At 69.3% G+C, this 25,027-nt stretch carries 20 protein-coding genes; 11 read left to right on the forward strand and 9 right to left on the reverse strand.

Annotated features, from left to right (window positions below):
- Window positions 1-30 precede the first annotated feature (30 nt).
- Window positions 31-435 carry a histidine kinase gene (locus BW41_RS17900; RefSeq protein ID WP_443027656.1) on the forward strand — a complete coding sequence of 135 codons (405 nt, stop codon included), beginning with the start codon at window positions 31-33 and terminating at the stop codon, window positions 433-435.
- On the opposite strand, the gene trmFO is transcribed toward BW41_RS17900, so the two are convergent.
- On the reverse strand, window positions 371-1,735 hold the full coding sequence (gene trmFO / locus BW41_RS17905) for a methylenetetrahydrofolate--tRNA-(uracil(54)-C(5))-methyltransferase (FADH(2)-oxidizing) TrmFO (RefSeq protein WP_037536266.1): 1,365 nt from the start codon (window positions 1,733-1,735) through the stop codon (window positions 371-373). The genes BW41_RS17900 and trmFO overlap by 65 nt on opposite strands.
- A gap of 65 nt (window positions 1,736-1,800) precedes the next feature.
- Between trmFO and BW41_RS17910 the strand changes: the two genes are divergently transcribed.
- Window positions 1,801-2,235, forward strand: a complete 435-nt coding sequence (locus tag BW41_RS17910; RefSeq protein WP_037536268.1) for a DUF488 domain-containing protein — start codon at window positions 1,801-1,803, stop codon at window positions 2,233-2,235.
- A gap of 311 nt (window positions 2,236-2,546) precedes the next feature.
- Here the strand turns inward: BW41_RS17910 and BW41_RS17915 are convergent, their stop codons facing one another.
- On the reverse strand, window positions 2,547-4,334 hold the full coding sequence (locus BW41_RS17915; RefSeq protein WP_037536270.1) for a cation:proton antiporter domain-containing protein: 1,788 nt from the start codon (window positions 4,332-4,334) through the stop codon (window positions 2,547-2,549).
- A 185-nt stretch (window positions 4,335-4,519) separates the two neighbouring features.
- On the opposite strand from BW41_RS17915, the gene BW41_RS17920 reads away from it, so the two are divergent.
- Window positions 4,520-5,515: an alpha/beta hydrolase gene (locus BW41_RS17920; RefSeq protein ID WP_200870467.1), complete on the forward strand. Its 996-nt coding sequence runs from the start codon at window positions 4,520-4,522 to the stop codon at window positions 5,513-5,515.
- A gap of 89 nt (window positions 5,516-5,604) precedes the next feature.
- Here the strand turns inward: BW41_RS17920 and BW41_RS17925 are convergent, their stop codons facing one another.
- Entirely contained in the window at window positions 5,605-7,437 is a 1,833-nt protein-coding gene (locus tag BW41_RS17925) for a lytic transglycosylase domain-containing protein (RefSeq protein WP_037536271.1), read from the reverse strand.
- Window positions 7,434-8,162 (reverse strand): uracil-DNA glycosylase, encoded by a 729-nt coding sequence (locus BW41_RS17930; protein WP_037536273.1) that lies wholly within the window; start codon window positions 8,160-8,162, stop codon window positions 7,434-7,436. Before BW41_RS17930 ends, BW41_RS17925 begins: the two co-directional genes overlap by 4 nt.
- Window positions 8,163-8,325: 163 nt before the next feature.
- Here BW41_RS17930 and BW41_RS17935 point away from each other — a divergent pair, with 163 nt between their 5' ends.
- The 5 genes from BW41_RS17935 to BW41_RS17955 all read left to right on the forward strand — a co-directional run bounded on the left by BW41_RS17935 (window position 8,326) and on the right by BW41_RS17955 (window position 14,411).
- Window positions 8,326-9,978, forward strand: a complete 1,653-nt coding sequence (locus BW41_RS17935; RefSeq protein ID WP_037536475.1) for an electron transfer flavoprotein-ubiquinone oxidoreductase — start codon at window positions 8,326-8,328, stop codon at window positions 9,976-9,978.
- Window positions 9,950-11,554, forward strand: a complete 1,605-nt coding sequence (locus BW41_RS17940) for a tetratricopeptide repeat protein (RefSeq protein ID WP_235199824.1) — start codon at window positions 9,950-9,952, stop codon at window positions 11,552-11,554. Before BW41_RS17935 ends, BW41_RS17940 begins: the two co-directional genes overlap by 29 nt.
- Window positions 11,551-12,384, forward strand: coding sequence for a 4-(cytidine 5'-diphospho)-2-C-methyl-D-erythritol kinase (locus BW41_RS17945; RefSeq protein WP_037536275.1), 834 nt, complete (start codon window positions 11,551-11,553; stop codon window positions 12,382-12,384). Before BW41_RS17940 ends, BW41_RS17945 begins: the two co-directional genes overlap by 4 nt.
- 120 nt (window positions 12,385-12,504) lie before the next feature.
- Complete coding sequence (gene recA / locus BW41_RS17950) at window positions 12,505-13,578, forward strand: recombinase RecA (RefSeq protein ID WP_037536277.1); 1,074 nt, start codon at window positions 12,505-12,507, stop codon at window positions 13,576-13,578.
- A 197-nt stretch (window positions 13,579-13,775) separates the two neighbouring features.
- Window positions 13,776-14,411, forward strand: a complete 636-nt coding sequence (locus BW41_RS17955) for a glutathione S-transferase family protein (protein WP_037536279.1) — start codon at window positions 13,776-13,778, stop codon at window positions 14,409-14,411.
- 259 nt (window positions 14,412-14,670) lie between these two features.
- On the opposite strand, the gene BW41_RS17960 is transcribed toward BW41_RS17955, so the two are convergent.
- Window positions 14,671-15,984 carry a dicarboxylate/amino acid:cation symporter gene (locus BW41_RS17960; RefSeq protein WP_037536281.1) on the reverse strand — a complete coding sequence of 438 codons (1,314 nt, stop codon included), beginning with the start codon at window positions 15,982-15,984 and terminating at the stop codon, window positions 14,671-14,673.
- Between the two features lie 75 nt (window positions 15,985-16,059).
- Between BW41_RS17960 and BW41_RS17965 the strand changes: the two genes are divergently transcribed.
- Genes BW41_RS17965 through alaS form a run of 3 tightly spaced genes read left to right on the forward strand, consistent with a single transcriptional unit; the run spans window position 16,060 to window position 20,701 of the window.
- Entirely contained in the window at window positions 16,060-17,316 is a 1,257-nt protein-coding gene (locus BW41_RS17965; RefSeq protein WP_037536283.1) for a M24 family metallopeptidase, read from the forward strand.
- Window positions 17,316-17,984 (forward strand): phytanoyl-CoA dioxygenase family protein, encoded by a 669-nt coding sequence (locus BW41_RS17970; RefSeq protein WP_037536286.1) that lies wholly within the window; start codon window positions 17,316-17,318, stop codon window positions 17,982-17,984. Before BW41_RS17965 ends, BW41_RS17970 begins: the two co-directional genes overlap by 1 nt.
- Before the next feature lie 59 nt (window positions 17,985-18,043).
- Window positions 18,044-20,701, forward strand: coding sequence for an alanine--tRNA ligase (gene alaS / locus BW41_RS17975; protein ID WP_037536288.1), 2,658 nt, complete (start codon window positions 18,044-18,046; stop codon window positions 20,699-20,701).
- 37 nt (window positions 20,702-20,738) lie between these two features.
- On the opposite strand, the gene BW41_RS17980 is transcribed toward alaS, so the two are convergent.
- The 4 genes from BW41_RS17980 to BW41_RS17995 all read right to left on the reverse strand — a co-directional run bounded on the left by BW41_RS17980 (window position 20,739) and on the right by BW41_RS17995 (window position 24,964).
- A complete protein-coding gene (locus BW41_RS17980; protein ID WP_037536291.1) occupies window positions 20,739-21,308 on the reverse strand; it encodes a hypothetical protein in 570 nt (189 codons plus the stop codon).
- A gap of 96 nt (window positions 21,309-21,404) precedes the next feature.
- Window positions 21,405-21,758 carry a DUF952 domain-containing protein gene (locus tag BW41_RS17985; protein ID WP_037536293.1) on the reverse strand — a complete coding sequence of 118 codons (354 nt, stop codon included), beginning with the start codon at window positions 21,756-21,758 and terminating at the stop codon, window positions 21,405-21,407.
- Entirely contained in the window at window positions 21,755-24,568 is a 2,814-nt protein-coding gene (gene gyrA / locus BW41_RS17990) for a DNA gyrase subunit A (protein ID WP_037536295.1), read from the reverse strand. Before gyrA ends, BW41_RS17985 begins: the two co-directional genes overlap by 4 nt.
- 105 nt (window positions 24,569-24,673) lie before the next feature.
- Complete coding sequence (locus BW41_RS17995; protein WP_037536296.1) at window positions 24,674-24,964, reverse strand: hypothetical protein; 291 nt, start codon at window positions 24,962-24,964, stop codon at window positions 24,674-24,676.
- Window positions 24,965-25,027 lie beyond the last annotated feature (63 nt).

Raw genomic sequence — 25,027 nt, forward strand, 5'->3', positions numbered from 1 at the left:
GCAGTTCTGGCAGCGGCGGGGGGGGGGGCGGTGCTGCTCCCCCGCCATTCGCCGGCGGCGGCTCTGCCCGCGGCCCCGACGGCGCAGGCGAGCGAGGCGCCGGCCCCGGCGGCTGAGCCGGACGTTCCCGCCGCGGCCGAGGCGACGCGCGAACAGCGTCGCTTCGCGCGTTACGACAAGGACGAGAATGGCGCGATCAGCCGCGAGGAATATCTCGCCAACCGGCGCAAGAGCTTCGCCAAGCTCGACAGCAATGGCGACGGCCGGCTCGACTTCGACGAATATGCCGCCCGCGCCGCCGCCAAATTCGTCGCCGCTGATCGCGACAAATCGGGGGCGATGGACGCCGCCGAATTCGCCGCCACCGCGGTCAAGCGCAAGCCGGGTCGGGCGAAATGTCCGCCGACTGCGGCGCCGTCGGGTGATGAGAGCTGAGCCAGCCGGCAAAGGCGGCACGACCGCGGTCGGTGTACATCTTCTTGCGGTCGGCCTTCTTGGTGCGACCGGGAATCGGCGGCATCAGCCCGAAGTTGACGTTCATCGGCTGATAGGTCTCCGCCTCTGCGCCGCCGGTGATATGGCCGAGCAGGGCGCCGAGCGCGGTCTCGACCGGCGGCGGCGCTAGCGTCGGGCCGGCGAGCTCCGCCGCGGCGAAGCGTCCGGCGAGCAGGCCGATCGCCGCGCTCTCGATATAGCCCTCACAGCCGGTGATCTGTCCGGCGAAGCGCAGATGCGGCCGGCTCTTCAATCGCAACGTCGGATCGAGCAATTGCGGCGAGCGGATGAACGTATTGCGATGCAGCCCGCCGAGCCGCGCGAATTCCGCATTCTGCAGGCCGGGGATGGTGCGGAACAGCCGGACCTGTTCGGCATGTTTGAGCTTGGTCTGAAAGCCGACGATATTCCACAAGGTGCCCTGCGCATTGTCCTGCCGCAGCTGCACCACCGCATAGGGCCAGCGCCCGGTGCGCGGGTCGTCGAGCCCGACCGGCTTCATCGGCCCGTAGCGCAACGTGTCGAGGCCGCGCTCCGCCATCACCTCGATCGGCATGCAGCCCTCGAAATAGGGCGTGTCCTTTTCCCACTCCTTGAATTCGCTCTTCTCCCCGGCAAGCAGCGCGGCGTGGAAGGCGAGATAGGTTTCCTTGTCCATCGGGCAGTTGATGTAATCCGCCTCGCCCTTGTCCCAGCGCGACGCCTTCCACGCGACGTCCATGTCGATCGTGTCGGCGTGGACGATCGGCGCCAGCGCGTCGAAGAAGGCGAGCGCCTCCGCCCCCGTCGCGCCGCCGATCGCCTCGGCGAGATGCGCCGCGGTGAGCGGCCCGGTGGCGAGGATCGCCGGCCCCTCCGGCAGCGTGTCGATCCGCTCGCGCACCAGCGTGACATTGGGATGATCGGCGAGCGCGGCGGTGACGCCCGCGGCATAGCCGTCGCGATCGACGGCGAGCGCCGAGCCGGCGGGGACGCGATGCCGGTCCGCCTGCGCCATGATCAGCGATCCGAGCGCGCGCATCTCCTGATGCAGCAACCCGACCGCATTCGCCTCGGCATCGTCCGAGCGGAAGCTGTTCGAGCAGACGAGTTCGGCGAGCTGGTCGGTCTGATGCGCCGGCGTGCGCTCACCCGATCCGCGCATCTCCGACAGGCGGACACGATAGCCCGCCTCGGCGAGCTGCCATGCCGCTTCCGATCCGGCGAGGCCGCCGCCGACGATATGGATGTCATAAGTCATGTCAGGCCATTAGGCCGCGATGCCGGCGCGGGCAACGCGCCGCCCCGCCGATGCGTTGGGGCGGCATGACGACGATCTACACTATCGGGTACGAGGCCACGACGATGGCCGACTTCCTCGCCGCGCTGCATCGCGCCGGCGTGACGCAGGTGGTCGACGTGCGCGCATTGCCGCTGTCGCGCCGCCCCGGCTTCTCTAAGTCGTCGCTTGCCGCCAGTCTCGCCGAGGCGGGCATCGCCTATGTCCACCTCAAGGCGCTGGGCACGCCGAAGCGCGGCCGCGACGCCGCCAAGAAGGGCGACGTCGCGACGCTGACCGAGGTCTACGACGCGCAGCTCGACCTGCCCGAAGCGCAGGCCGCCGCCGCGCAGATGCTCGACCTCGCCGCGACGCAGCCGAGCGCCTTGCTCTGCTACGAACGGGACCCGACCCATTGCCACCGCACGCTGCTGCTCGACGCGGTGGCGGAGGGCGCGGAGGTGGTCGATCTTTATACTTGAGGCCGAGCGCGATGGACTGGTCTTCGTGCGCCATCGGTCTCTTATGGTAGGACTCAGCCTAGTCGCGCGGACGAGCCGGAAAATTAGGTTCACGCGGAGGCGCGGAGAAGGAGTTTGCGCGCAGAGGCGCAGAGGGCGCGGAGGTATTGCGCCGCGGCGCGCAGCGCCTCCTCTATTCTCATTGGAGATAGCAAGCAGCTTCGCTGAGTCGCCTGTCGTCGGCTTTTTGACGTGGAACCCTCTTCTTCTCCGCGCCTCCGCGCCTCCGCGCCTCCGCGTGAACCCTCTTCCTGCGTTCCTTGCGCCCGCACTCAGGCCGACCGCACATCCTCGCTCATCCGCCGCACCCGCCGGATGCGCGGTTCGCGGTCGAGTTCCGCCGCCGCGCGGATCGTCTGGCGCAGCTCGTCGCGCTTTGCATGGATCGAGGCGATCACCGGCCCCATCGCGACGCCGAGATCGACCAGCACCGCCTCCGACAATTGCAGCGAGCTTTCGAGCGTTTCCGGCACCGCGTCGGTCACCCCGGCACGATAGAGTTCGGCGGCGTGGTGCGGATCGCGGGCGCGGGCGATGATCGGCAGGTCGGGGGCCAGCGCGCGCATCCGCCGCGTCAGCTGCACGGTCAGCACCGGATCGTCCATCGTCAGGATCAGCGCGCGCGCGCGGGCGAGGTCGAGCCGCTCCACCCAGTCACCGCGGGCGATATCGCCGAACATCACCGGGTGGCCGCTGCGCCGCGCCTCGGCGACCGCATCGATATCCGCCTCGACCGCGAGATAGCGCTGGCCGTGCACCGCAAGCAGGTCGGCGACCATCCGGCCGACGCGGCCGAAGCCGATCACCACCGCGCCCGGCCCGTCGCCGCCGTCGTCGGCGGGCAGCGGGTCGTTGGGCGCGAACCGGTCGATGCCGCGCGACAGCCTCTTGCCCGCCTGCGCGAGCAGCGGCGTCAGCGTCAGCCCGATCGCGGTCACCGTCTGCCAGAAGGCGGCGGTCGACGGCAGGATCAGCTGCGCCTGCGCCGCGGTGGCGAGGACGATCAGCGTCGTTTCCGACGGGCTGCCCATCAGCAGCCCGGTCTCCGCGGCGACGCCGCGCCCGGTCTGCGCGACGCGGAGCAGCAGGAAGGTGACGATCGCCTTGATCCCGACAACCGCGGTCACGCCGCCGAGCAGCGACGGCCAATTGGCGAGCACCTCGCCAAGATTGACGCTCATCCCGACGGTGATCAGGAACACGCCGAGCGCCAGGCCTTTGAACGGCGCGGTGATGACCTCGACCTCGTTATGATATTCGGTCTCGGCGATCAGCAGCCCGGCGAGCAGTGCGCCGACGATCGGCGACAGCCCCGCCGCGGTGGTCGCGACGCTCGCGGTGATGACGACGAGCAGCGAGGCGGCGAGGAACAGCTCCGGGCTTTTGGTCCGCGCCGCCTGCGCGAACAGCCGCGGCAGCACCAGCCGTCCGCCCAGATACATCACCACCACCGTCGCCAGGCCGCGCAGCGCCACTCCGGCGATGCCGACCCAGCCGTCCGGGCTCGCGGTCGGCGCCATCGCGCCCAGCGCGAAGATGATCGGCACCAGCGCGAGATCCTCGAACAGCAGCATCGCGAAGGCGGCGCGGCCGACCGGGCTCGTGGTGCCGACCAGCGGCAGCACCAGCGCGGTCGACGACAGCGCGAGCGCAAGCCCGAGCCCCGCCGAACCGCCCCAATCCTGGCCGAGCAGATGCACCGCCACCGCGATCAGCACCGCCGATCCGATCAGTTCGGCGGGACCGATGCCGAACACCTGCGCCCGCATCGCCCACAGGCGCTTGAAGGACAGCTCGAGCCCGATCGAGAACAGCAGCAGCACGATGCCGAATTCGGCGAAGGGCTCGATCGAATGCGGGTTGGAGATGGTCAGGTAATAGAGCCATGGCGCGCGATCGGTCAGCGCGCCGAGCCCCGCCGGCCCGACCAGCACGCCGACGAGGATGAAGCCGATGATCGGGCTGACGCGAAACCGCGCAAAGGCGGGGATCACCAGCCCCGCCGCCCCCAGGATCACCAGCGCATCGCTGAACCCCGTATTATCCAGTCCGATTGCCATAGCCACTTTGTAGAGGGGGTTCGGCGAAAGTCAGCCCATCATTGGTCGGGGAGGTCAGTCCTCCGGTTCGACGCGGGCCCGAGACCGAGCCATGAGCAAATCTCCGGACAGACGGGATCAAAGGTTCTTTGTCGCCGGCGCAGCCACGCCATAGACCCGGTGCGTCAGAGACCAGGGAATTTCGCATGACGCCGTTTCGCTTAGCGTTGCTCACCGCACTGACGATCGGGGCTGCCAGCGGAGCCTGCGGCCGCGCCGGCAAGCCCGATGCGCCGCCCGCGCCTGCTCGAACGAGCGCCCCGTCGACGTGGCAGCCGCGCGCGGGTTTGCGGCAGATGCGCATCTGGCCGGGCGCCGCCCCCGATGGCACGTTCCGGCCGCAGCCGCCGGAAAGCGTCCAGAGCTATCCCGACCCCGGTGCGACCGGCGGAATATCCGCCGCCGTGCTCAACGTCTCCGTCCCGACGATGACCATCATGCCCGCTCGGGGCCATGCCAATGGCGCCGCCGTCATCGTCTTTCCGGGCGGCGGTTTCCAGAAGGTCTTCGTCGACCTCGAAGGCGTCGAGATCTGCGACTGGCTGACCGGCAGGGGCATCACCTGCATCGTCTCCAAATATCGCGCCCCCGGCGGCAACGACTTCTGGGACGACAAGACGCAGCGTCGCATAATCCCCGCGATCCCGCGCGCGCTGCAGGATGCGCAGCGGACGATCCGGCTGGTGCGGTCGATGGCGGGGCGGCTCGGCATCGATCCGCATCGCATCGGCGTGCTCGGCATGTCGGCGGGCGGCTATCTCGTCGCCCAGACCAGCAACATCGTCGAACCCACCTATCGCCCGGTCGATGCCGTCGACGCGGTGAGCAGTCGGCCCGATTTCGCCGTGGCGCTCTATCCGGGGCACATCTGCCGCCAACACGGCACGTTCGATCCGAAACTGCCGGTCAGCCGCGCCGCGCCGCCGACCTTCATCGCCCAGGCGTGGAACGATCCGGTCGATCCGATCTGCAACAGCCTGATGTACGCGTCGGCGCTCGACAAAGCCGGCGTGTCGACCGAAGTTCACCTCTTCGCCAAAGGCGGACACGCCTTTGCGCTACGCCACGGCAGCGAGCCGGTTGGGCAGTGGCCGCGGCTCGTCGAGCTGTGGCTGCGTGCGATCGGAATGGTGAGCGCGTGAACCTCTCCTGCAATACCGCGGCCGGTGCCGAGAGGAGATGGATGCCGTGAGGATCGCTGCCGAAGTCCGGCGCTAGCGCACCACCCGCCTCAATTCCCCGCCACCGTCGTCCGCGACTGCGGGCTGACGCTGCCGTTCACCGCGATCGCGGTGTTGCTCGGGCGGCCGGCGATGCGGACCGCGGCGGCGCCGGGCAGGCCGGGGAAGCGCGGCCACATGCCCTGCGCCAGCGCGGAGCGGCTCGCCGAGGCCTTGCGGCCGCCCTGCGCCTCGTACATCCAATAATTGCGCAGCACCGTCGTGACATAGCCGCGCGTCTCCCAATAGGGGATGCTTTCGATGTAGAGCAGAGGGTCGCCATTGTCGTGGACGATCGCGTTCCAGTCGCCGACCGGTCGCGGGCCGGCGTTATAGGCGGCGATCACCTTGGGCAGCAGCCCGCCGGTCACGCCCGCCATGTCGCGCAAGCGCTCCAGATGGCGCTGGCCGATGTCCATGTTGGTCGCCGGCTTGGTCAGCGCCGCCTTGTCGAGCGCCAGGCCGCGTTCGCGCGAATAGTCGGTCGCGGCGGCGGGCATGATCTGCATCAGGCCATAGGCGCCGGCGGGGCTCACCACCTTGTTGCGGAAGCCGCTTTCCTCGAGCGTATGGGCATAGACCAAGGCCTTGTCGACGCGCCAGCCGCTCGACGGGGTCCAATTGGGCGTCGGATAGCGTGCCTCGGCGGTGGCGACGACGCCCTGCGGGCAATTGTGCGCGAGCCAGACGGTGGTGGCGGGCAGGCTGAGCGCCTCGGCGACGCGGACCAGGCTGCCGAATTCGGCCGGGTCGCCGATCCGCGCCTGCTGGCGCACGACGGTGTCGGCAAGGTCGGTCTCGCCGATCTCGGCGAGCGCGGCGGCAACGCGGATGTTCGGCCGCTTGTCGAGCCGTGCCCAGTCGGCCGCGACGACCTGCGTCGACGGGCGGCTGGTATCGCGGATCAGAAGCGCCTGTCGGGCGAGCTGGCCGTAGAAGCTTTCGGAGAATTGCGCCGCGGATTGCAGTCGCGCCTGCACGCGGTCGGGGCGGCCGCACATCATATCGGCCCGCGCCGCCCAATAGAGCGCGGCGGCACGCAGATCGACGTCGGTGGCGCGCGCAGCGACGCCGGAGAATTCGCCGGCCGCGGCGGCGCAGTCATTCTGCCGCCAGGCGGCGAGCGCACCCATCCAGCGCCCCTGGACCGCCCAGTCGCCGTCGCCCGCGGCGGCTTTCGCTGCCATCGCGCGCGTGTTGCGGTCATCGCCGGTGAGATAATACATCCAGGCGACCTTCGCCTGCCATTCGCTCAGCGCCTCGGGCGACAGGCCGGGCGTCGATTCGAGCAGCGCCTGCGCCTCGGCGCCCATGTCACCCTTGATATAGGGCTGCATCGCCACGGCGAGGCCGGCGGCGACCTCGTCGCTGCGTGTCGCCTTGGCACGGACGCGGCGCGGCGCGCCGTCCTGCCAGATCAGCCGCTGCGCCTGCGGTAGCGGCGGCAGCTCCGCCGCGCCGCGGCTGCGGGCGAGGCGGGCGAGGGTCTCCGCCTCGGGCAGCTCGGGTGCTTCGTTGAGCAAGGCGACGAGCGGTTCCATCTCGATCCGCGGCGAGCCCTTGGCGGTATAAAGTTCGGCGCGGGCGATCGCGTGCAGCGGGCCGGGCTTCATCGCGTCGAGCCCGAGCTGCGCATCCTGCCACCGGCCGTCGCGGATCGCCTGGAACACCGCGCGATAGCCCTCGCGCTGGCTGGCATCGAGCTGATCGGGAATGCGATCGGCGAGCGCGGCGGCGGTGACCGGCCTCGCATCGCCGGCCGGATCGCCGGGCGCGGCGTCCGCGGCGGCGGGGAAGGTGGCGGGGAGCGCGAGCGCGACGAGCAGGGCGAGCGTGCGGGTCATGCGGGTCCGATCAGCAATTGCAGGTCCTTCCAGGCCTCCGCCTTGGCCACGGGCTTTTCGAGCAGGAAGCGCGGGTGGAAAGTGGCGACCACCCCGGTCTTTCCGCTTCTATGGTTAAATGAGTGTAAAGACCCGCGTGCCGCCGGCATTTCCGCCCCCAGAACGGCACGGCTCGCCGCATTGCCGAGCAGCAGCAGCCGTTGCGGCGCGACCAGCCCGACATGATGCTGCGCGATGGCGGACAAACGCGTCTCGGTATCGGGCGGCATCCGGCCGGCGACCGGCCGCTTCGCGCAGACCGCGGCGAGGTGGATGGTCTCGCGGCTCAGGCCGATCGCGGCGAGCATCCGGTCGAACAAGGCGCCCGCCTGTCCGCTGAGCAAGCTGCCGGCCTCGCCATCCTCCTTGTCGGGGCAGTCGACCAGCACCATCACCGCCGCATCGTGCGGGCCGCTCGCCGCGATCGAGATGCCGCGCCAGGAGACTTCCGGCACCGCATCGCCGGCGCGCCAGGCGATGAAATCGGCGATCCGGTCGGGCATCGTCGCCGCGGCCGGCGCCGCCGCGAGGGCAGGGGCGGGGGCGGGCATCGCCGGCACGACCATCGGCTCGGCGAGCCAGTCGCGCGGCGTATCGGCGACGAGCGTGTCGACGCCCGCCTCCTGCCACCAGTCGAGCGCGCTCGCGACGCCCGCCAGCCAGTCGCTATGTTGATCGGCCCCCACGCTGTTCCTTTTTGTTTCCCCGAACCTTCCCTAGGTTGACGTTTGCGTCAACTTGTCCGATCGCGATCCGGAGACGAGACGTTGTCGGGATGCGCCTGAACGCTTTTCATGCCGCCGACAACCGCAAGCACGATGCATCCAGTGGGATGCCGGGAGTGGAATGATGTCGGAACGCGAATCGATGCCCTATGACGTGGTGATCGTCGGCGCCGGCCCGGCGGGCCTGTCGGCGGCGATCCGCTTCAAACAGGTCGCTGCCGAACAGGGCGCCGACCTGTCGGTCTGCGTGCTCGAAAAGGGCTCGGAGGTCGGCGCGCATATCCTGTCGGGCGCGGTGATCGATCCGCGCAGCCTCGACGAGCTGCTGCCCGACTGGCGCGAGGATTGCCCGCTGGCCGAGGTGCCGGTCACCGACAATCTCCATTGGGTGCTCAGCCCGACGAAGAAGACGGTGCTGCCGCATCTGTGGACGCCGCCCTTCCTCCACAACAAGGGCACCTATACCGGCAGCCTCGGCAATCTGTGCCGCTGGCTCGCCGGCAAGGCGGAGGAACTCGGCGTCGAGATCTTCCCGGGCTTCGCCGCCGCCGAGGTGCTGTTCGACGACGGAGGCCGCGTGATCGGTGTCGCCACCGGCGACATGGGCGTGGCGCGCGACGGCACGCACAAGCCCGACTATACGCCGGGGCTCGAACTCCACGCCAAATACACCTTTTTCGCCGAAGGCTGCCGCGGTCACCTGAGCAAGGAGGTGATCCGCACCTTCGACCTCGCGCGCGACGCGCAGCCTCAGGTCTACGGCCTCGGCGTCAAGGAATTGTGGGACATCGATCCGGCGCTGCACCAGCCCGGACGGGTGATCCACACCCAGGGCTGGCCGCTCGGCGACGACGCCAATGGCGGCGGCTGGCTCTACCATCAGGCGAACGGGCAGGTCAGCCTCGGCTTCGTCACCTGGCTCAACTACACCAATCCCTATCTGTCGCCCTTCCAGGAAATGCAGAAGTGGAAGACGCATCCGGAGATCGCCGCGCTGCTCAAGGGCGGCAAGCGGGTCTCCTACGGCGCGCGCGCGATCAGCGACGGCGGCTTGCAGTCGATCCCCAAGCTCGTCTTCCCCGGCGGCGCGCTGATCGGTGACAGCGCCGGTTTCCTCAACGTGCCGCGGATCAAGGGCACGCATACCGCGATGAAGAGCGGCATGATGGCTGCCGAGGCCGCCGCCGCCGCGATCCTGTCGCAGCGCCAGCATGACGAGCTCGTCGCCTATCCGCAGGCGTTCGAGACGAGCTGGGTCAAAAAGGAGCTGTCGATCGTCCGCAACGTCGTGCCTCTGGTCAAGAAGTTCGGCGATTTCCTCGGCTCCGGCCTTGCCGGCGTGACGATGTGGCTCGAGCATTTCGGCATCCGCATGCCGTTCACGATGAAGCATCATCCGGATCACGAGAGCCTGTGGCGCAAGGATCTGGTCAAGCCGCCGGTCTATCCCAAGCCCGACGGCGTGCTGACCTTCGACCGCCTGTCCTCGGTGTTCCTGTCGAACACCAATCACGAGGAGGACCAGCCGGTCCACCTGACGCTCAAGGACCCGAACGTGCCGGTCGAATATGACCTGCCGCTCTACGACGAACCGGCGCAACGCTATTGCCCGGCCGGCGTTTACGAGATCGTCGGGCAGGAGACGGGCGAGCCGAAGTTCGTCATCAACGCGCAGAATTGCGTCCACTGCAAGACGTGCGACATCAAGGACCCGACCCAGAACATCAACTGGGTGGTGCCGGAGGGTGGTGGAGGCCCGAATTATCCCAACATGTAAGCGCCTGATCCTCGCCGCGGCGGTCGGCTGTGCCACGATCGCGCCGGCGGCGGCGGACACCGCGCGGCTTGCCGATTACCTGAAGGCCGGGGCGGCGGATGCCGACGGCCGCGTCGACCTCGCCGCCGCAGGCTATGCCCGCGCGCTGGCGGCGGCGCCGACCAGTACGGCGGTCGCGGTGCGCGCCTATCGCGAGGCGCTCGCCGCGGGCGACGTCGCGCTCGCCACCCGCGCCGCCGCGGTGCTGCGCGGCCAGCCGGGCGCCCCCGCCGATCTGCCGCTGTTGCCGCTCGCGCTTGCCGCCGCCCGCGGCGACGCTGCGGGCGCGAGCGCCGCGACCGATGCGCTCGCCACCACCCCGCTCGGCGTGCTCGCGCCGTCGCTGCGCGCCTGGATCGCCTTCGCGAGCAAGCAGAACCCGGCGCCGGCGATTCTCGCCACCGGCAAGGACCCGGTCGCGCAGCGGCTTGCCGCCGAGACCGCGGCATTGATCCAGATCGCCCGCGGCGACACCGCAAAGGGTCTGGCCACGGTCCAGGCGCTGCGCGAGACCGGCTCGCCGATCGACCTGCGCCTCTCCGCCGGTCAGTTGCTGTTCGGCCTCGGGCAGAAGGATCAGGCCCGCAGCCTGCTCGCCGGCGACGATCCGGTGTTCGCGGCATTGCGCGAGGGCGATGCCGCGCAGCCGACGCTCGGCTTCGGCGTATCGCGGCTGCTCGGCCGGATCGCCGGCGACCTTGCCGATCAGGATGCGAGCGAGCTGTCGATCGCGCTCGCCCGCACCGCGCTGATCGCTTACCCGGCCAATGATCGCGTGCGGCTGCTGCTCGCCGGCGCGCTCGCCAAGGACAAGGCGGTGCCGCGCGCGCTGACCGCGCTCGACGGGATCGGCGCGGCGAGTCCCTATGCCTCGACCGCGCTGGCGACGCGGATCGCGATCCTCACCGCCGCCGGTCGCCAGGAGGAAGCGCTCGCCATCGCCCGCACGGGGGCCGAGCGGCCGGGGGCGGGCGAGGGCGACTGGCAGACCTATGCCGACCAGCTCACCGCGCTCGACCGGCATCGCGAGGCGGTCGGCTGGTACCGCCGCGTCGTCGATGCCGATCCGACCGCGTGGAGCGCATGGCTGCAATATGGCGGTGCGCTCGAACAGGCGGGCGACTGGCCGGCGAGCCGCGCCGCATTGCAGAAGGCGGTGGCGATCGCCCCGGCCGAACCGCTCGCGCTCAACTATCTCGGCTATGCGCAGGCCGAGCGCGGCATCGACGTGCCGCAGTCGATCGCGATGCTCGAACGCGCGCATGCGCTCAAGCCCGACGATTCCTCGATCGCCGATTCGCTCGGCTGGGCCTATTTCCTCAGCGGCGATATTGCGCGGGCGCAGCCATTGATCGAGCGTGCCGCCGCGGTCGACACCGTCAATGCCGAGATCGGCGAGCATCTCGGCGATCTCTACTGGACCCGCGGCCGGCGCTACGAGGCGCGCTACGCCTGGCGCGCCGCGGCGCTGACCGCGACGCCGGTCGAGGCGCAGCGGCTCGCCGCCAAGGCCGCGAACGGATTGCCGCCGCGATGATCGTCGAACCCGCCCCCGCCAAGATCAATCTTGCCCTGCACGTGCGGCATCGCCGCGCCGACGGCTATCATGCTCTGGAGACGCTGTTCGTCTTCGCGGCCGATGGCGATACGATCACCGTCGTTCCCGCCGCGGCGGACAGCTTCACGATCACCGGACCGTTCGCCGATGCGCTCGCGGGCGGCAATCCCGCGGACAATCTCGTGCTGCGCGCGGCGCAGGGGTTCGCCGGCGTGTTCGGCATCACCCAGGCGCATGCGATCACGCTCGACAAGCATCTGCCGATCGCCTCGGGGATCGGCGGCGGCTCGGCGGATGCCGCGGCGACCCTGCGCGCACTCGCCCGCCTGCACGGCATCGCCACCGACGACCCGCGGCTGTTCGTGCTCGCCGAGACGCTCGGTGCCGACGTTCCTGCCTGCCTGCTCGGGCGGGCGACGCTGGGTACCGGCAAGGGGGAGGCGCTGCTGCCGGTCGAGGGGCTGGCGGGTATGCCGGTGCTGCTCGTCAATCCGGGCGTCGCGGTCGGCACCGCCGCGGTCTTCGCGCGCTGGGACGGGATCGATCGCGGCGCGATCGCCGAGGACGGGGACCTGCTCGCCCGCGCCCGCGCCGGCCGCAACGACCTCGAACCGCCCGCCCGCGCGATCGCGCCGGTGATCGACGCGGTGCTCGCCCAGCTCGCCGCCGCGCCTGACGTGCTTCTGGCGCGCATGTCGGGGAGCGGCGCGACCTGCTTCGCGCTGTTCGACGAGCCGGCGGCGCGGGATGCGGCCGCGGAGCGCGCGCGCGCCTGCGGCTGGTGGACGCTGGCGACGCGGCTGACGTGATCCGGCACCCTCGAACGGGTAAAATCCGCGTTCCCCTCTTGTTCTCACGGAACAAACACCGTACATGGTGAACAGACGCGTTGCCCCGACGGCGCGCTTGCTCTAGCGAGGACCCTCCCGATGGCCGCCAATCTGAAAGTGATCGACACCGGCATGGCAACCGCAAATACCGACCGGCAAAAGGCGCTCGACGCCGCGCTGGCGCAGATCGACCGCGCCTTCGGCAAGGGCTCGGCGATGAAGCTCGGCCAGAAGGAGGCGATGCAGGTCGAGGCGATCTCGACCGGTTCGCTCGGTCTCGACATCGCGCTCGGCGTCGGTGGCCTGCCCCGCGGCCGTGTGATCGAGGTCTATGGCCCCGAATCGTCGGGCAAGACGACGCTCGCGCTGCACGTCATCGCCGAGGCGCAGAAGGGCGGCGGTACCGCGGCCTTCGTCGACGCCGAACATGCGCTCGACCCGGTCTATGCCAAGAAGCTCGGCGTCAACATCGACGAGCTGATCGTCTCGCAGCCCGACACCGGCGAACAGGCGCTGGAGATCGTCGACACGCTCGTCCGCTCCAATGCGATCGACGTGCTGGTCGTCGATTCGGTCGCCGCGCTGGTTCCCCGCGCGGAGATCGAGGGCGAGATGGGCGACAGCCACGTCGGCCTGCAGGCGCGACTGATGTCGCAGTCGCTGCGCAAGCTGACCGGGTCGATCAGCCGGTCGCGCTGCATGGTGATCTTCATCAACCAGCTGCGCATGAAGATCGGCGTGATGTACGGCAATCCGGAGACGACGACGGGCGGCAACGCGCTGAAGTTCTACGCCTCGGTCCGCCTCGACATCCGTCGCACCGGCGCGATCAAGGACAAGGAAGAGGTCACTGGCAACGCCACCCGCGTCAAGGTCGTCAAGAATAAGGTCGCGCCGCCGTTCAAGCAGGTCGAGTTCGACATCATGTACGGCGAGGGCATTTCGAAGATCGGCGAGATCCTCGATCTCGGCGTCAAGGCCGGGCTGGTCGAGAAATCGGGCGCGTGGTTCAGCTACGACAGCGTCCGCATCGGTCAGGGTCGCGAGAATTCGAAGAACTATCTGCGCGAACATCCCGAGATGGCCGACCGGCTCGAAAAAGCGATCCGTCAGCGGACCGAAAAGGTCGCCGAGGAGATGATGGCCGGACCGGAAGCCGACGACGACATCTGATGCGCGCCCGGCGCGATGCGACGACAGGAGGCTCGCCGGTGACGGCGGGCCTCTTTTGTCTTTGGGGCGCTCGCGGTGCGCCGTCTAGGCTCGCGATCCGGGTTCGATCGACGGCGTCGCGCGTCAGGCAACGAAATCGCGCTGTCGGGAATTGGCAAGAGGTGCGCGCGGCCTGAGCCGCGATGAAGGGAAGTCAGATGATCATCGTCCACCATCTCGAGAACAGCCGGTCGCAGCGTATCCTGTGGATGCTCGAGGAGCTCGGCTTCGACTATCAGGTCAAGCGCTATCAGCGCGACGCCAAGACGATGCTCGCGCCCCCCGAGCTCAAGCGCATCCATCCGCTCGGCAAGTCGCCGGTGATCGAGGATCTCGACGCCGACGGCGGCCGCGTCGTCGCAGAGACGGGCGCGATCGTCGAATATCTCGTCGAAAAGGCCGATGGCCGGCTCGGACCGCCGCCGCACCGCGATTCGGCGCTTCGCTATCGCTTCTGGCTCCATTATGCCGAAGGCTCGATGATGCCGCCGCTGCTGCTCAAGCTGGTGCTCAGCCGTATTCCGCTGATGGGCAAGCCGGCGATCAAGCGCATCCTGCCGATGATCGACGTCCACCTCGACTATGTCGAGGCGGAGCTGTCGCAGCGGCCGTGGTTCGCGGGCGACGACCTCACCGCCGCCGACGTGATGATGAGCTTCCCGCTCGAGGCGGCGCGCAGCCGCGCGGGGCTCGACGCGTCGCGCCCCGCGACGATCGCCTGGCTGAACAAGGTCCACGCCCGTCCGGCCTATCAGGCGGCGTTGGAGAAGGGCGGTCGCTACGCCTACGCCTGATCGGGGCGATGGGCGGGTGAGGGCGGCGCCCGAAGACGCGAACCTGTGGCTGGAGCTGATTCGCGCGGAGGCGCGGAGGCGCGGAGGGTTGCGATAGGAGCGTCGTTTCCGCGTACGTCACGGCCGTCAGGGCAAACTGCCGCGTTCGCGGCAACCCTAATCTCCGCGCCTCCGTGCCTCCGCGTGAACCTCCTTTTGGATCACGTCTTCATGCCTTCGCGTGACCTTACCCGCCGGCGGCTGGACCCCGGCGAAGCGCTCAATCCCGGAACCGCGTCGTCGCCTCCGCCGCCGGTCCGTGCGAGACCAGCGGGTCGATCGTCGCCGGCTCGCGCGGGTCGAGGCCGCCCTCCCATTTCGCCACCACCGACGCGGCGACGGCATTGCCGATGACGTTGGTCGCGGTGCGGCCCATGTCGAGGAAATGGTCGATCGCCAGGATCAGCAGCAATCCCGCCTCCGGGATCTTGAACACCGGCAGCACCGCCGCGATCACCACCAGGCTGGCGCGCGGCACCCCGGCGATCCCCTTGGACGAGATCATCAGGAACAGCAGCATCGCGATCTGCGTGCCGAGCGGCAGCGCGATGCCATAGGCCTGGGCGATGAACAGTGACGCGAAGGTCATGTAGATCATCGAGCCGTCGAGGTTGAACGAATAGCCGAGCGGCAGCACGAAGCTGGCGATCCGCGGCGGCACCCCGAATTTGTCGAGCGCCTCCAGCATGCGCGGATAGGCGGCTTCCGACGAGGCGGTGGTGAAGGCGACGAGCAATGGCTCGCGCACATAGCCGATCAGCGCCCGGATGCGCGGTCCGATGAACAGGAAGCCGAGGCCGAGCAGGATCGCCCACAGGCACAGCAAGGCGAGGTAGAAGCTGCCCATGAAGAAGGCGAGTTGGCCGATCACCCCGGGTCCGCGCTCGGTCAGCGTCGCCGCGACCGCGCAGAACACCGCAACCGGGGCGACGCGCATGACGTAATCGGTGATCCGCAGCATCACCGCGACCAGCCCGTCGATCGCCCGGGTCAGCGGCGCGGCACGCTCGCCCACCGCGGTGATCGCGATGCCGACGAAGATCGAGAAGACGACGATCTGGAGGATCTCGTTGGTCGCCATCGCCTCGACCATCGATGCCGGGACGATATGGGTGATGAACGTGTCGAGGCTGAACGCTGCGGTGGCGATCCCCGCATCGGCATCGACCGGCGGCAAGGGCAGGTTGATGCCGACGCCGGGGTGGATCAGATTGACCAGCACCAGCCCGAGGCCCAGCGAGATCAGGCTGGCCGACACGAACCAGCCGATCGCCTTGGCACCGACCCGGCCGAGCGACGCGGTATCGCCCATCTGGGTGATGCCGCTGACCAGCGTCGCGAACACCAGCGGCGCGATGATCATCTTGATGAGGCGCAGGAAGACGGTGGTGCCGATGGCGAAATAGCCGGCGATGCCCTTCAGCCGCGCCGCGGCGGCGGGCGTGCCGTCATCGAGCCATCCGTTGATCGCCAACCCGACGACGACGCCAAGCAGCAGGCCGATCACGATAAACACAGTCAGCCGTTTGGCCATGCAGCAAGTCTCCCAATATCGCCGGCCACGGAAGGGGATTGCGACCGCCGGGTCAAGCGCCGTATCGCTGGCATCATGATCGCCACCCCCTCGCGCCGCGCGCTGCTCGCCGCTGCGGCGACGGTGCCCCTGCTTTCCGCCGGGCTGCTCCGCGCCGCCGAACCCGATCTGTCGGCATTGCGCGACATCACCACGGGCGCGACGCCGATCGGCGCGGACGAGCGGGCGCGCCGCCTCGCCCGGGCGCAGGCGCTGATGGCGGCGAACGGCCTCGGCGCGGTGCTGATCGAGCCGGGCTCGTCGATGCTCTATTTCACCGGCGTGCGCTGGGGGCGCAGCGAGCGCCCGACGCTCGCCATCCTGCCGCGCGAGGGCGCGCCGCTGATCGTCACGCCCTTCTTCGAGGAACCCTCGGTCCGCCAGACGCTCGCCGTGCCTGCCGAGGTCCGCGTCTGGCAGGAGGACGGCAATGCGCTCGCCGTCGTCGCCGCCTGGCTGCGGGAGCGGCGACTCGACCGGCTGCCGATCGGGATCGAGGAGACGGTGCGCGTCTTCATCCCGAGCGATCTCGCCCGCTACGCGCCCGACGCCAGGCAGGTCAGCGCCAATCCGGTGGTGCGCGGCTGCCGGATGATCAAGACCCCGGCCGAACTCACGCTGATGGAGACGGCGACCAAGGTGACGCTCGCCGCCTATCACTGGCTCGCGCCGCGGATCGAGGCGGGGGTGACCGGCAGTGCTATCGGCGCGCTGATGAATGCGGCGACAACCAGGCTCGGCGGCGATCCCGAATTCGCGCTGGCGCTGATCGGCCCGGCGGCGGCGCTGCCGCACGGCAGCCGCGAGGTCCATCGCATCGCCGATGGCGCGCTGCTGCTGATGGACTGCGGCTGTACGGTGCAGGGCTATCAATCGGATATCTCGCGCACCTGGGTGCCGCGCGGCACGGCGAGCACGGCGCAACGCACCGTCTGGGATCAGGTCGCGCACGGGCAGCAGGTCGCGCTCGACGCGGCGCGGATCGGCGCCACCGCGGGCAGCGTCGATGATGCGGTGCGGCGCTATTACACCGGCCTCGGCTATGGTCCCGATTACGCGCTGCCGGGCCTGTCGCATCGGACCGGCCATGGCATCGGCATGGACGGGCACGAGCCGGTCAATCTGGTCCGCGGCGAGACGACGCGGCTGACCGCCGGCATGTGCTTCTCGAACGAGCCGGGCCTCTACCTTCCCGGCCGGTTCGGCGTACGCATCGAGGATTGCTTCCACATGACCGCTGCCGGCCCGCGCTGGTTCAGCACACCGCCGGCCTCGATCGACACGCCCTTGTGATGCGGGCGCGGCTGGCGGACCGGGGCTATGCCAGATGGGATGGCCGCCTCGATGCGGCGGCATGCGACGCGCTCGCCGATCTGTTCGGGCATCTGCCGCCGGACCAGCCGGGACTGCGGATCGACCCGACGCGCTGCGCCGCGCTTGCCGCCTATCGCGCGATCGCCCCAACGCTGATCGATCTGCTCGGGCCGCGGGCGCGCCCGGTGCGAGCCCTGCTGTTCGACAAGCGCGACGGCGCCAATTGGGCGCTCGGCTGGCATCAGGATCGTACCGTCGAGGTCGCCGAGTGGATCGACGTGCCGGGTTTCGGCCCGTGGACGAGGAAGCAGGACCGGCTGCACGTCGCCCCGCCGATCGCCGTGCTGACGGCTATGGTGACCGTCCGCCTCCATCTCGATCCGGTCGGGCCGGACAATGGCCCGCTCCACGTCGCGCCGGGCTCGCATCGCCTCGGCGTGATCGCGGAAGCGGCGATCGACGCCGTGGTGGAACGCTGTGGCAGCGCCGTGTGTCTGGCGGAGGCGGGTGACATATGGTTCTACGCCACGCCGATCCTGCACGGCTCCGCCCGCGCCGCCTCCGGTCGACGCCGTCGGGTGCTCCAGATGGACATAGCGGCGGCGGACTTGCCCGGCGGGCTGCGCTGGGCCGCCGACGCGCTGTGATCCGGCGGCGGCGAACGGCGCTTGAGGGCGGGCCGTCTCTCGCCTAAGTCGCTTGGCCTATGATCTCGACCAACGACATCCGCCGCGGCTTCCTCGACTATTTTGCAAGCGCGGGGCACGCCATCGTGCCCTCGGCGCCACTGGTGCCGCAGAACGATCCGACGCTGATGTTCGTCAACGCCGGCATGGTGCCGTTCAAGAACGTCTTCACCGGCCTCGAGACGCGGCCCTACGTCACCGCGACCAGCAGCCAGAAGTCGGTGCGCGCCGGCGGCAAGCACAACGACCTCGACAATGTCGGCTATACCGCGCGGCATCACACCTTCTTCGAGATGCTGGGCAATTTCTCCTTCGGTGATTACTTCAAGGAACAGGCGATCCATCACGCCTGGACGCTGCTCACCGGCGTCTGGGGCATTCCGGCCGAAAAGCTGACCGCCACCGTCTATCATACCGACGACGAGGCGCATGGCCTGTGGACCAAGTATCTGCCGGAAGAGCGGATCATCCGCATCGCCACCAAGGACAATTTCTGGGCGATGGGCGACAGCGGGCCGTGCGGCCCCTGTTCGGAGATCTTCTACGACCATGGCGCGCACATCCCCGGCGGCCCTCCCGGCAGCCCGGACGAGGATGGCGACCGGTTCGTCGAGATCTGGAACCTCGTCTTCATGCAATATGAGCAGGAGGCCAATGAGATCGTCGGCGAGCTGCCCAAGAAGTCGATCGATACCGGCATGGGACTCGAGCGGATCGCCGCGGTGCTGCAGGGCGTCCACGACAATTACGATACCGACACGTTCAAGGCGCTGATCGCCGCCTCGACCTCGCTGACCGGCACCGATGCGGAGGGGCCGCGGCGCGCGTCGCATCGCGTCATCGCCGATCACCTGCGCTCGTCGGGCTTCCTCGTCGCGGACGGCGTGCTGCCGGCGAACGAGGGGCGCGGCTATGTGCTGCGCCGGATCATGCGGCGGGCGATGCGCCACGCGCACCTGCTCGGCGCGAAGGAGCCGCTGATGCACCGGCTGGTGCCGGCGCTGGTCGCCGAGATGGGCGCGGCCTATCCCGAGCTGGTCCGCGCCCAGCCGCTGATCGAGGCGACGCTGCGCCAGGAAGAGACGCAGTTCCGCAAGACGCTCGACAAGGGGCTCAAGCTGCTCGACGAGGCGACGGTCGATATGGCGGCGGGCGCGACGCTCGCCGGCGAAACCGCCTTCCGCCTCTACGACACGTTCGGCTTCCCCTACGACCTGACCGAGGACGCGCTGCGCGAGCGCGGCCTGACCGTCGATCGCGCCGGCTTCGACGCGGCGATGGCCGAGCAGAAGCGCGCGGCGCGCGCGGCGTGGAAGGGATCGGGCGCCAAGGCGTCGGACGATCTGTGGTTCGACATCGCCGAAGAGACCGGCTCGACCGAGTTCATCGGCTATAGCGCCGACGTCGGCGAGGGCGAAGTGGTCGCGCTGGTCAAGGACGGCGTGCGCGTCGATCAGGCCGCCGCCGGTGATACCGTCGCGATCATCGTCAACCAGACGCCCTTCTATGGCGAGAGCGGCGGGCAGGTCGGCGATACCGGCGTGATCTCGACCGATGCGGGCCTGCGCGCCAGCGTGACCGAGACGTCGAAGCAGCTCGGCCGCGTCTTCGTCCATCACGCGGTGGTGGAGAGTGGCGCGATCACGGTCGGCGATGCCGTCCGCCTGCAGATCGACGTCGCCCGCCGCGCACAGATCCGCGCCAATCATTCGGCGACGCATCTGCTGCACGAGGCGCTGCGCCAGCGGCTCGGCACGCATGTCGCGCAGAAGGGTTCGCTGGTCGCGCCCGAGCGGCTGCGGTTCGACGTCTCGCATCCGGTGGCGATGATCGCCGCCGAACTCGCCGATGCCGAGGCTGCGGTCAACGCGCAGATCCGCGGCAACGGCAGCGTGACGACGCGGCTGATGACCCCCGACGAGGCGATCGCCGAGGGCGCGATGGCCTTGTTCGGCGAGAAATATGGCGACGAGGTCCGCGTTGTGTCGATGGGCAGCGAGGATGGCGGCAAGACCTATTCGGTCGAGCTGTGCGGCGGCACCCACGTCAATGCGCTCGGCGACATCGGCCTGTTCAAGGTGATCGGCGAGGGCGCGGTATCGTCCGGCGTCCGCCGCGTCGAGGCGCTGACAGGCGAGGCTGCGCGTGCCTATCTCACCGCCCGCGACGAGCGGCTGCGCGAGGCGGCGATCGCGCTCAAGACCACGCCCGACGAGGTGCCGGCGCGCGTCGCGGCGTTGCTCGACGAGCGGCGGCGGCTCGAGCGCGAGCTCGCCGAGGCGAAGAAGGCGCTGGCGATGGGCGGTGGCGGCGGAGCCGCGGCTGGGCCGGAGCAAGTCGGCGGCGTCGCCTTCCTCGGTCAGATACTCGACGGCTTCGACGCCAAGGGGCTGCGTGGCGCGGTCGACGATGCCAAGCAGCGCCTGGGCGGTGCCGGTGTCGCGGTGATGGTCGCGGTGAACGACGGGCGCGCGTCGATCGCGGTCGGCGTGAGTGAGGATCTGGTGGGCCGCGTCAGCGCGGTCGACCTGCTGCGGCGGGCGGTGACGGTGCTCGGCGGTCAGGGTGGCGGTGGCCGGCCCGACATGGCGCAGGGCGGCGGACCCGATGGCGGCAAAGCGGCCGAGGCGATCGAGGCGATCCGCGCTGCGCTGACCGAAATAGCGGCGTCCGTCTGACGGAAAGGGCGGGGGAGGCGAACCTCCCCCGGCCCGATTACTTGGCCGCGCCGGCGGTGGCACCGGCGGTGGCAGCGGCGAGCTGATCGGCGGTGATGCCGACGATGACCTTGCCGCTCGCATCGGCGGTAAAGCCGGTGATCGGCAGCTTCACATCGCCCTTGGCGGTGGTCACCGTCACGAACTGCGCGTCGGCCGACTTGATCGTGCCGAGATTGGCGCCGTTGAGACCCGACACTGCGGTGCCCGGGGTCAGCTTCGCCTTCACCGCCTGCTGCGCCTGCGCCTGCGAGCTGGCGACCGCGGCGTCGAGATCGGCCTTGGTCATCGCCATGGCGAAGCCCTTGTCGGTCTTGCCGATCGACGCCGGCGGCACGGGCACCTGCGCGGTGCCGGTGTTGAGGATCACCGCCTGCGGCGTGATGCTGGCGACGGTGCCGAGCGCAACGCCGGCGCTGTCATAAATGGTCGCGCCGACGGTGGGCGCGGAGGCGGTCGCGGAACCGGCAGTGGTCGCGGCGGCGCCGGGAGCGGGCTGGGCTTGCTGTGCCAGAGCCGCGGCGGGCACCATCATCAGGCTGCCGATCGTCAGGGCCAGGGTACGCATTCGAGATTCTCCATCTTCGTCGTTGTGACTTGGTAACGATGGGGTTTCGAATGCGGTTCCGCCCGCTTTTCTCGGCGAGCGGAGCCCGGACCGGGATCAACTGGTGGTCGGCAATCGTACCGTCCCGTCTTCGGCACGGCTCAGCGGACCGAAGGCGACGGCGGTTTCGAGCAGCAGCGGCTCATAGAGATGCGGGAAAAGCTGGCCGCCGCGCGATTCCTCCCAGCGCAACGTCTCGCCGAAGCTGCCGAGATCGACCGCGACGACATGCAGATCGTCCTGACCGGCGAAATGCTTGTCGACCGTCTCGGTCAGCTGCGCCTCGGTCGACAGATGGATATAGCCATCGGCCCGGTCGACCGGCGCACCGTCGAAGCGGCCGTCGCGTTCCAGCGTCGCCATCTGCTCGCCGGTCAGCACCTTATAGGCGATGTTCGGCCGTTCGCTCATCCCTCGTCCCCTTCGTCATCGCTCTCGTCGACCTGTTCGTCCATCGTCTGCGGCCCGGTGCCGTCGTCGACGATCAGCGCGTCCTCGGCCGGATGCGCCGGGGCGCGGCCGAGTTCGGCGGCGACCACCGCCTGCGCCTCGTCCTCGGGCTCTTCCTCTTCGTCGATGCGCGCGGCGGAGACGACATGTTCGTCCTTGGCGACGCTGAACAGCGTGACGCCCTGCGTGTTGCGCCCGGTGACGCGGACGTCGCCTACCGACATGCGGATCAGCTTGGCCTGATCGGTGACGAGCATCAGCTGCTCGCCCGAATGCGCCGGGAAGCTCGCCACCACCGGACCGTTGCGGCCCGCGGAGACGATGTTGGTGATCCCCTGGCCACCACGATTGGTGCGGCGATATTCGTACGCCGAGGTGCGCTTGCCATAGCCGTTCTGGGTAACGGTGAGGATGAACTCCTCCGCCGCCTCCATTGCCGCCATCGTCTCGGCGTCGAGCGTCGTCTCGCGCTCGCCTTCCTTCCACGGCGCGGCGCGGAGATAGGCGTCGCGCGTGTCGGTATCGAAGGGCACGCCGCGCAGGATCGACAGGCTGATCACCTCGTCGCCCTCGGCGAGGCTGACGCCGCGCACGCCGGTCGAGGTGCGGCTCTGGAATTCACGCACGTCGGTCGCGGCGAAGCGGATCGCCTTGCCGTTGCGGGTGGCGAGCAGCACGTCGTCGCTCTCGGTCAGCACCGCGACGCCGATCAGTTTATCGTCCGAGCCTTCGTCAAAGCGCATCGCCAGCTTGCCGTTCGACGGGATGTTGGCGAAGGCGTCCATCGCGTTGCGGCGGACGGTGCCGTTGGCGGTGGCGAACATGACGTGCAGGTCGCCCCAGCGCGTCTCGTCCTCCGGCAGCGGCAGCACCGTCGAGATCGTCTCGCCGGGACTGAGCGGCAGCAGATTGATCATCGGCCGCCCGCGCGTCGCCGGCCCGCCCTCGGGCAGGCGCCAGACCTTCTGGCGATAGACCTTGCCGAGATTGGAGAAGAACAGCACCGGCGTGTGCGTCGAGGTGACGAACAGCGAGGTGATCGCATCCTCGTCCTTGGTCGCCATGCCGGCGCGCCCCTTGCCGCCGCGCTTCTGCGCGCGGAAGGTGTCGAGCGGGGTGCGCTTGATATAGCCCTGCACCGTGACGGTGACGACCATGTCCTCGCGCTCGATCAGATCCTCGTCGTCGATGCCGTCGGCGGCCGCGGCGATCTCGGTGCGGCGCGGGGTCGCGAAGATGGCGCGGACGTCGACCAGCTCCTCGCGCATCACCTCGTACAGCCGCTTGCGGTTGCCGAGGATTTCCAGCAGCGCCGCGATCGAATCGGCGAGGCCCTTGAGCTCGTCGCCGATCTCGTCGCGGCCGAGCGCGGTGAGGCGATGCAGGCGCAGGTCGAGGATCGCGCGCACCTGCGTGTCCGACAGGCGATAGCCGTCACCGACCTGCGTGCCCTCGACCGCCTCGACCAGGCTGAGATAGGGCGCGATCTCGGCGATCGGCCATTCGCGCGCGAGCAGGGCGGCGCGCGCCTCCGCCGGGCTCGACGACCCGCGGATGATCCGCACCACCTCGTCGAGATTGGTGACCGCGATCACCAGACCGAGCAGGATATGGGCGCGGTCGCGCGCCTTGTTGAGCTCGAACTTCGAGCGTCGGGTGATGACCTGTTCGCGGAACTGGACGAAGGCCTGGATGATGTCGCGGAGGTTGAGCGTCTCCGGCCGGCCGCCGCGGATCGCGAGCATGTTGGCGGGGAAGGAGCCCTGCGCCGGCGTATGCCGCCACAGCTGGTTAAGCACCACCTCCGGCGTCGCGTCGCGCTTGAGGTCGATGACGATCCGCACGCCCTCGCGGTTCGATTCGTCGCGGATGTCGCTGACGCCCTCGATGCGCTTGTCCTTGGCGGCCTCGGCGATCTTCTCGACCAGCGCGTTCTTGCCCTGCTGGAAGGGGATTTCGGTGAGCACGATCGAGGTGCGGTCGCCGCGCGCCGTCTCGATCTTGTGGCGCGAACGCACGATGATCGAGCCGCGGCCGGTATTGTAGGCCGAACGCGCGCCGGCGCGGCCGAGGATGATCGCGCCGGTCGGGAAGTCCGGTCCGGGAACGATCTCCATCAGCTCCTCGATGGTGATCGGCTCGCCGCCGCTCACCGACCGGTCGATATAGGCGAGGCAGGCGTCGACCACTTCGCCGAGATTGTGCGGCGGGATGTTGGTCGCCATGCCGACCGCGATGCCGCCGGCGCCGTTGACCAGCAGGTTGGGGAAGCGCGCCGGCAGCACCTGCGGCTCACGCTCGCTGGCGTCGTAATTGGGCTGGAAGTCGACGGTATCCTTGTCGAGATCCTCCATCAGGTAATTGGCCGCGCGGGCGAGGCGCGCCTCGGTGTAGCGCATCGCGGCGGGCGGATCGGGATCCATCGAGCCGAAATTGCCCTGACCGTCGATCAGCGGCAGCCGCATCGACCAGTCCTGCGTCATCCGCGCCAAAGCGTCGTAGATCGCGGTGTCGCCGTGCGGGTGATATTTACCGATCACGTCACCGACGATGCGCGCCGACTTGCGATAGGGGCGATTGAACAGGAAGCCGTTTTCCTGCGCCGAGAAGAGGATGCGGCGATGCACGGGCTTGAGGCCGTCGCGGACGTCGGGCAGCGCGCGCGCCACGATGACGCTCATCGCATAGTCGAGGTAGCTCGACTTCATCTCGTCGACGATGGAGATCGTCGCAATATCGGAGGGTTCGGCGAGGCTGGTCTCGTCGGCCAAGGCTATACGCTTTCGGATTGTTACACGGGTGTGCCGATCTTGTAGGCACCTCGCGACCGAAAGTCACGCGCGCACACGCGCGCGCGTGACGATAGAGCCTTTGTGTTACTTCTTGCAGGCGGCCTTGGTGGCGTTGCCCGCCTTGCTGCAATCATAGGTCACCGTCTTGCCGGTGCTGGTCTTGGTGGTCACCATCCGGCCCTTGGTCCCGGCGGTGGTGCGCGTCGTCGTCTTCGTCATCGTGGTCGGGCGCGCCGCGGGGGTCTTGGTCGTGGTGGTGCGGCTGGTCATCGTCGTCTTGGCGCTGGTCGCGGTCTGCGCGCCGGTCGCGAAGGCGGCGGAGCCACAGCAGAGCGCGGCCGCCGTCAGGATGGCAACGGGCAAGGATTTGGTCATGACATCATCTCCCACCGGCCGACGCGGGATCGCGTCGCCTTGATGAGGACGATGCGCGCGATG

The organism is Sphingomonas sp. RIT328, assembly GCF_000632225.1.
GTDB classification, from domain to species: domain Bacteria; phylum Pseudomonadota; class Alphaproteobacteria; order Sphingomonadales; family Sphingomonadaceae; genus Sphingomonas; species Sphingomonas kyungheensis.

What these genes read in the sequence shown, in the direction of transcription:
- BW41_RS17965 (WP_037536283.1), top strand. Translation starts at nt 16,060, where the DNA reads ATGATCGCCACCCCCTCGCGCCGCGCGCTGCTCGCCGCTGCGGCGACG.
- recA (WP_037536277.1), top strand. Translation starts at nt 12,505, where the DNA reads ATGGCCGCCAATCTGAAAGTGATCGACACCGGCATGGCAACCGCAAAT.
- BW41_RS17995 (WP_037536296.1), bottom strand. Translation starts at nt 24,964, where the DNA reads ATGACCAAATCCTTGCCCGTTGCCATCCTGACGGCGGCCGCGCTCTGC.
- trmFO (WP_037536266.1), bottom strand. Translation starts at nt 1,735, where the DNA reads ATGACTTATGACATCCATATCGTCGGCGGCGGCCTCGCCGGATCGGAA.
- BW41_RS17925 (WP_037536271.1), bottom strand. Translation starts at nt 7,437, where the DNA reads ATGACCCGCACGCTCGCCCTGCTCGTCGCGCTCGCGCTCCCCGCCACC.
- BW41_RS17985 (WP_037536293.1), bottom strand. Translation starts at nt 21,758, where the DNA reads ATGAGCGAACGGCCGAACATCGCCTATAAGGTGCTGACCGGCGAGCAG.
- BW41_RS17945 (WP_037536275.1), top strand. Translation starts at nt 11,551, where the DNA reads ATGATCGTCGAACCCGCCCCCGCCAAGATCAATCTTGCCCTGCACGTG.
- BW41_RS17910 (WP_037536268.1), top strand. Translation starts at nt 1,801, where the DNA reads ATGACGACGATCTACACTATCGGGTACGAGGCCACGACGATGGCCGAC.
- BW41_RS17980 (WP_037536291.1), bottom strand. Translation starts at nt 21,308, where the DNA reads ATGCGTACCCTGGCCCTGACGATCGGCAGCCTGATGATGGTGCCCGCC.
- BW41_RS17935 (WP_037536475.1), top strand. Translation starts at nt 8,326, where the DNA reads ATGTCGGAACGCGAATCGATGCCCTATGACGTGGTGATCGTCGGCGCC.
- BW41_RS17955 (WP_037536279.1), top strand. Translation starts at nt 13,776, where the DNA reads ATGATCATCGTCCACCATCTCGAGAACAGCCGGTCGCAGCGTATCCTG.
- alaS (WP_037536288.1), top strand. Translation starts at nt 18,044, where the DNA reads ATGATCTCGACCAACGACATCCGCCGCGGCTTCCTCGACTATTTTGCA.
- BW41_RS17960 (WP_037536281.1), bottom strand. Translation starts at nt 15,984, where the DNA reads ATGGCCAAACGGCTGACTGTGTTTATCGTGATCGGCCTGCTGCTTGGC.
- BW41_RS17915 (WP_037536270.1), bottom strand. Translation starts at nt 4,334, where the DNA reads ATGGCAATCGGACTGGATAATACGGGGTTCAGCGATGCGCTGGTGATC.
- BW41_RS17970 (WP_037536286.1), top strand. Translation starts at nt 17,316, where the DNA reads ATGCGGGCGCGGCTGGCGGACCGGGGCTATGCCAGATGGGATGGCCGC.
- BW41_RS17920 (WP_200870467.1), top strand. Translation starts at nt 4,520, where the DNA reads ATGACGCCGTTTCGCTTAGCGTTGCTCACCGCACTGACGATCGGGGCT.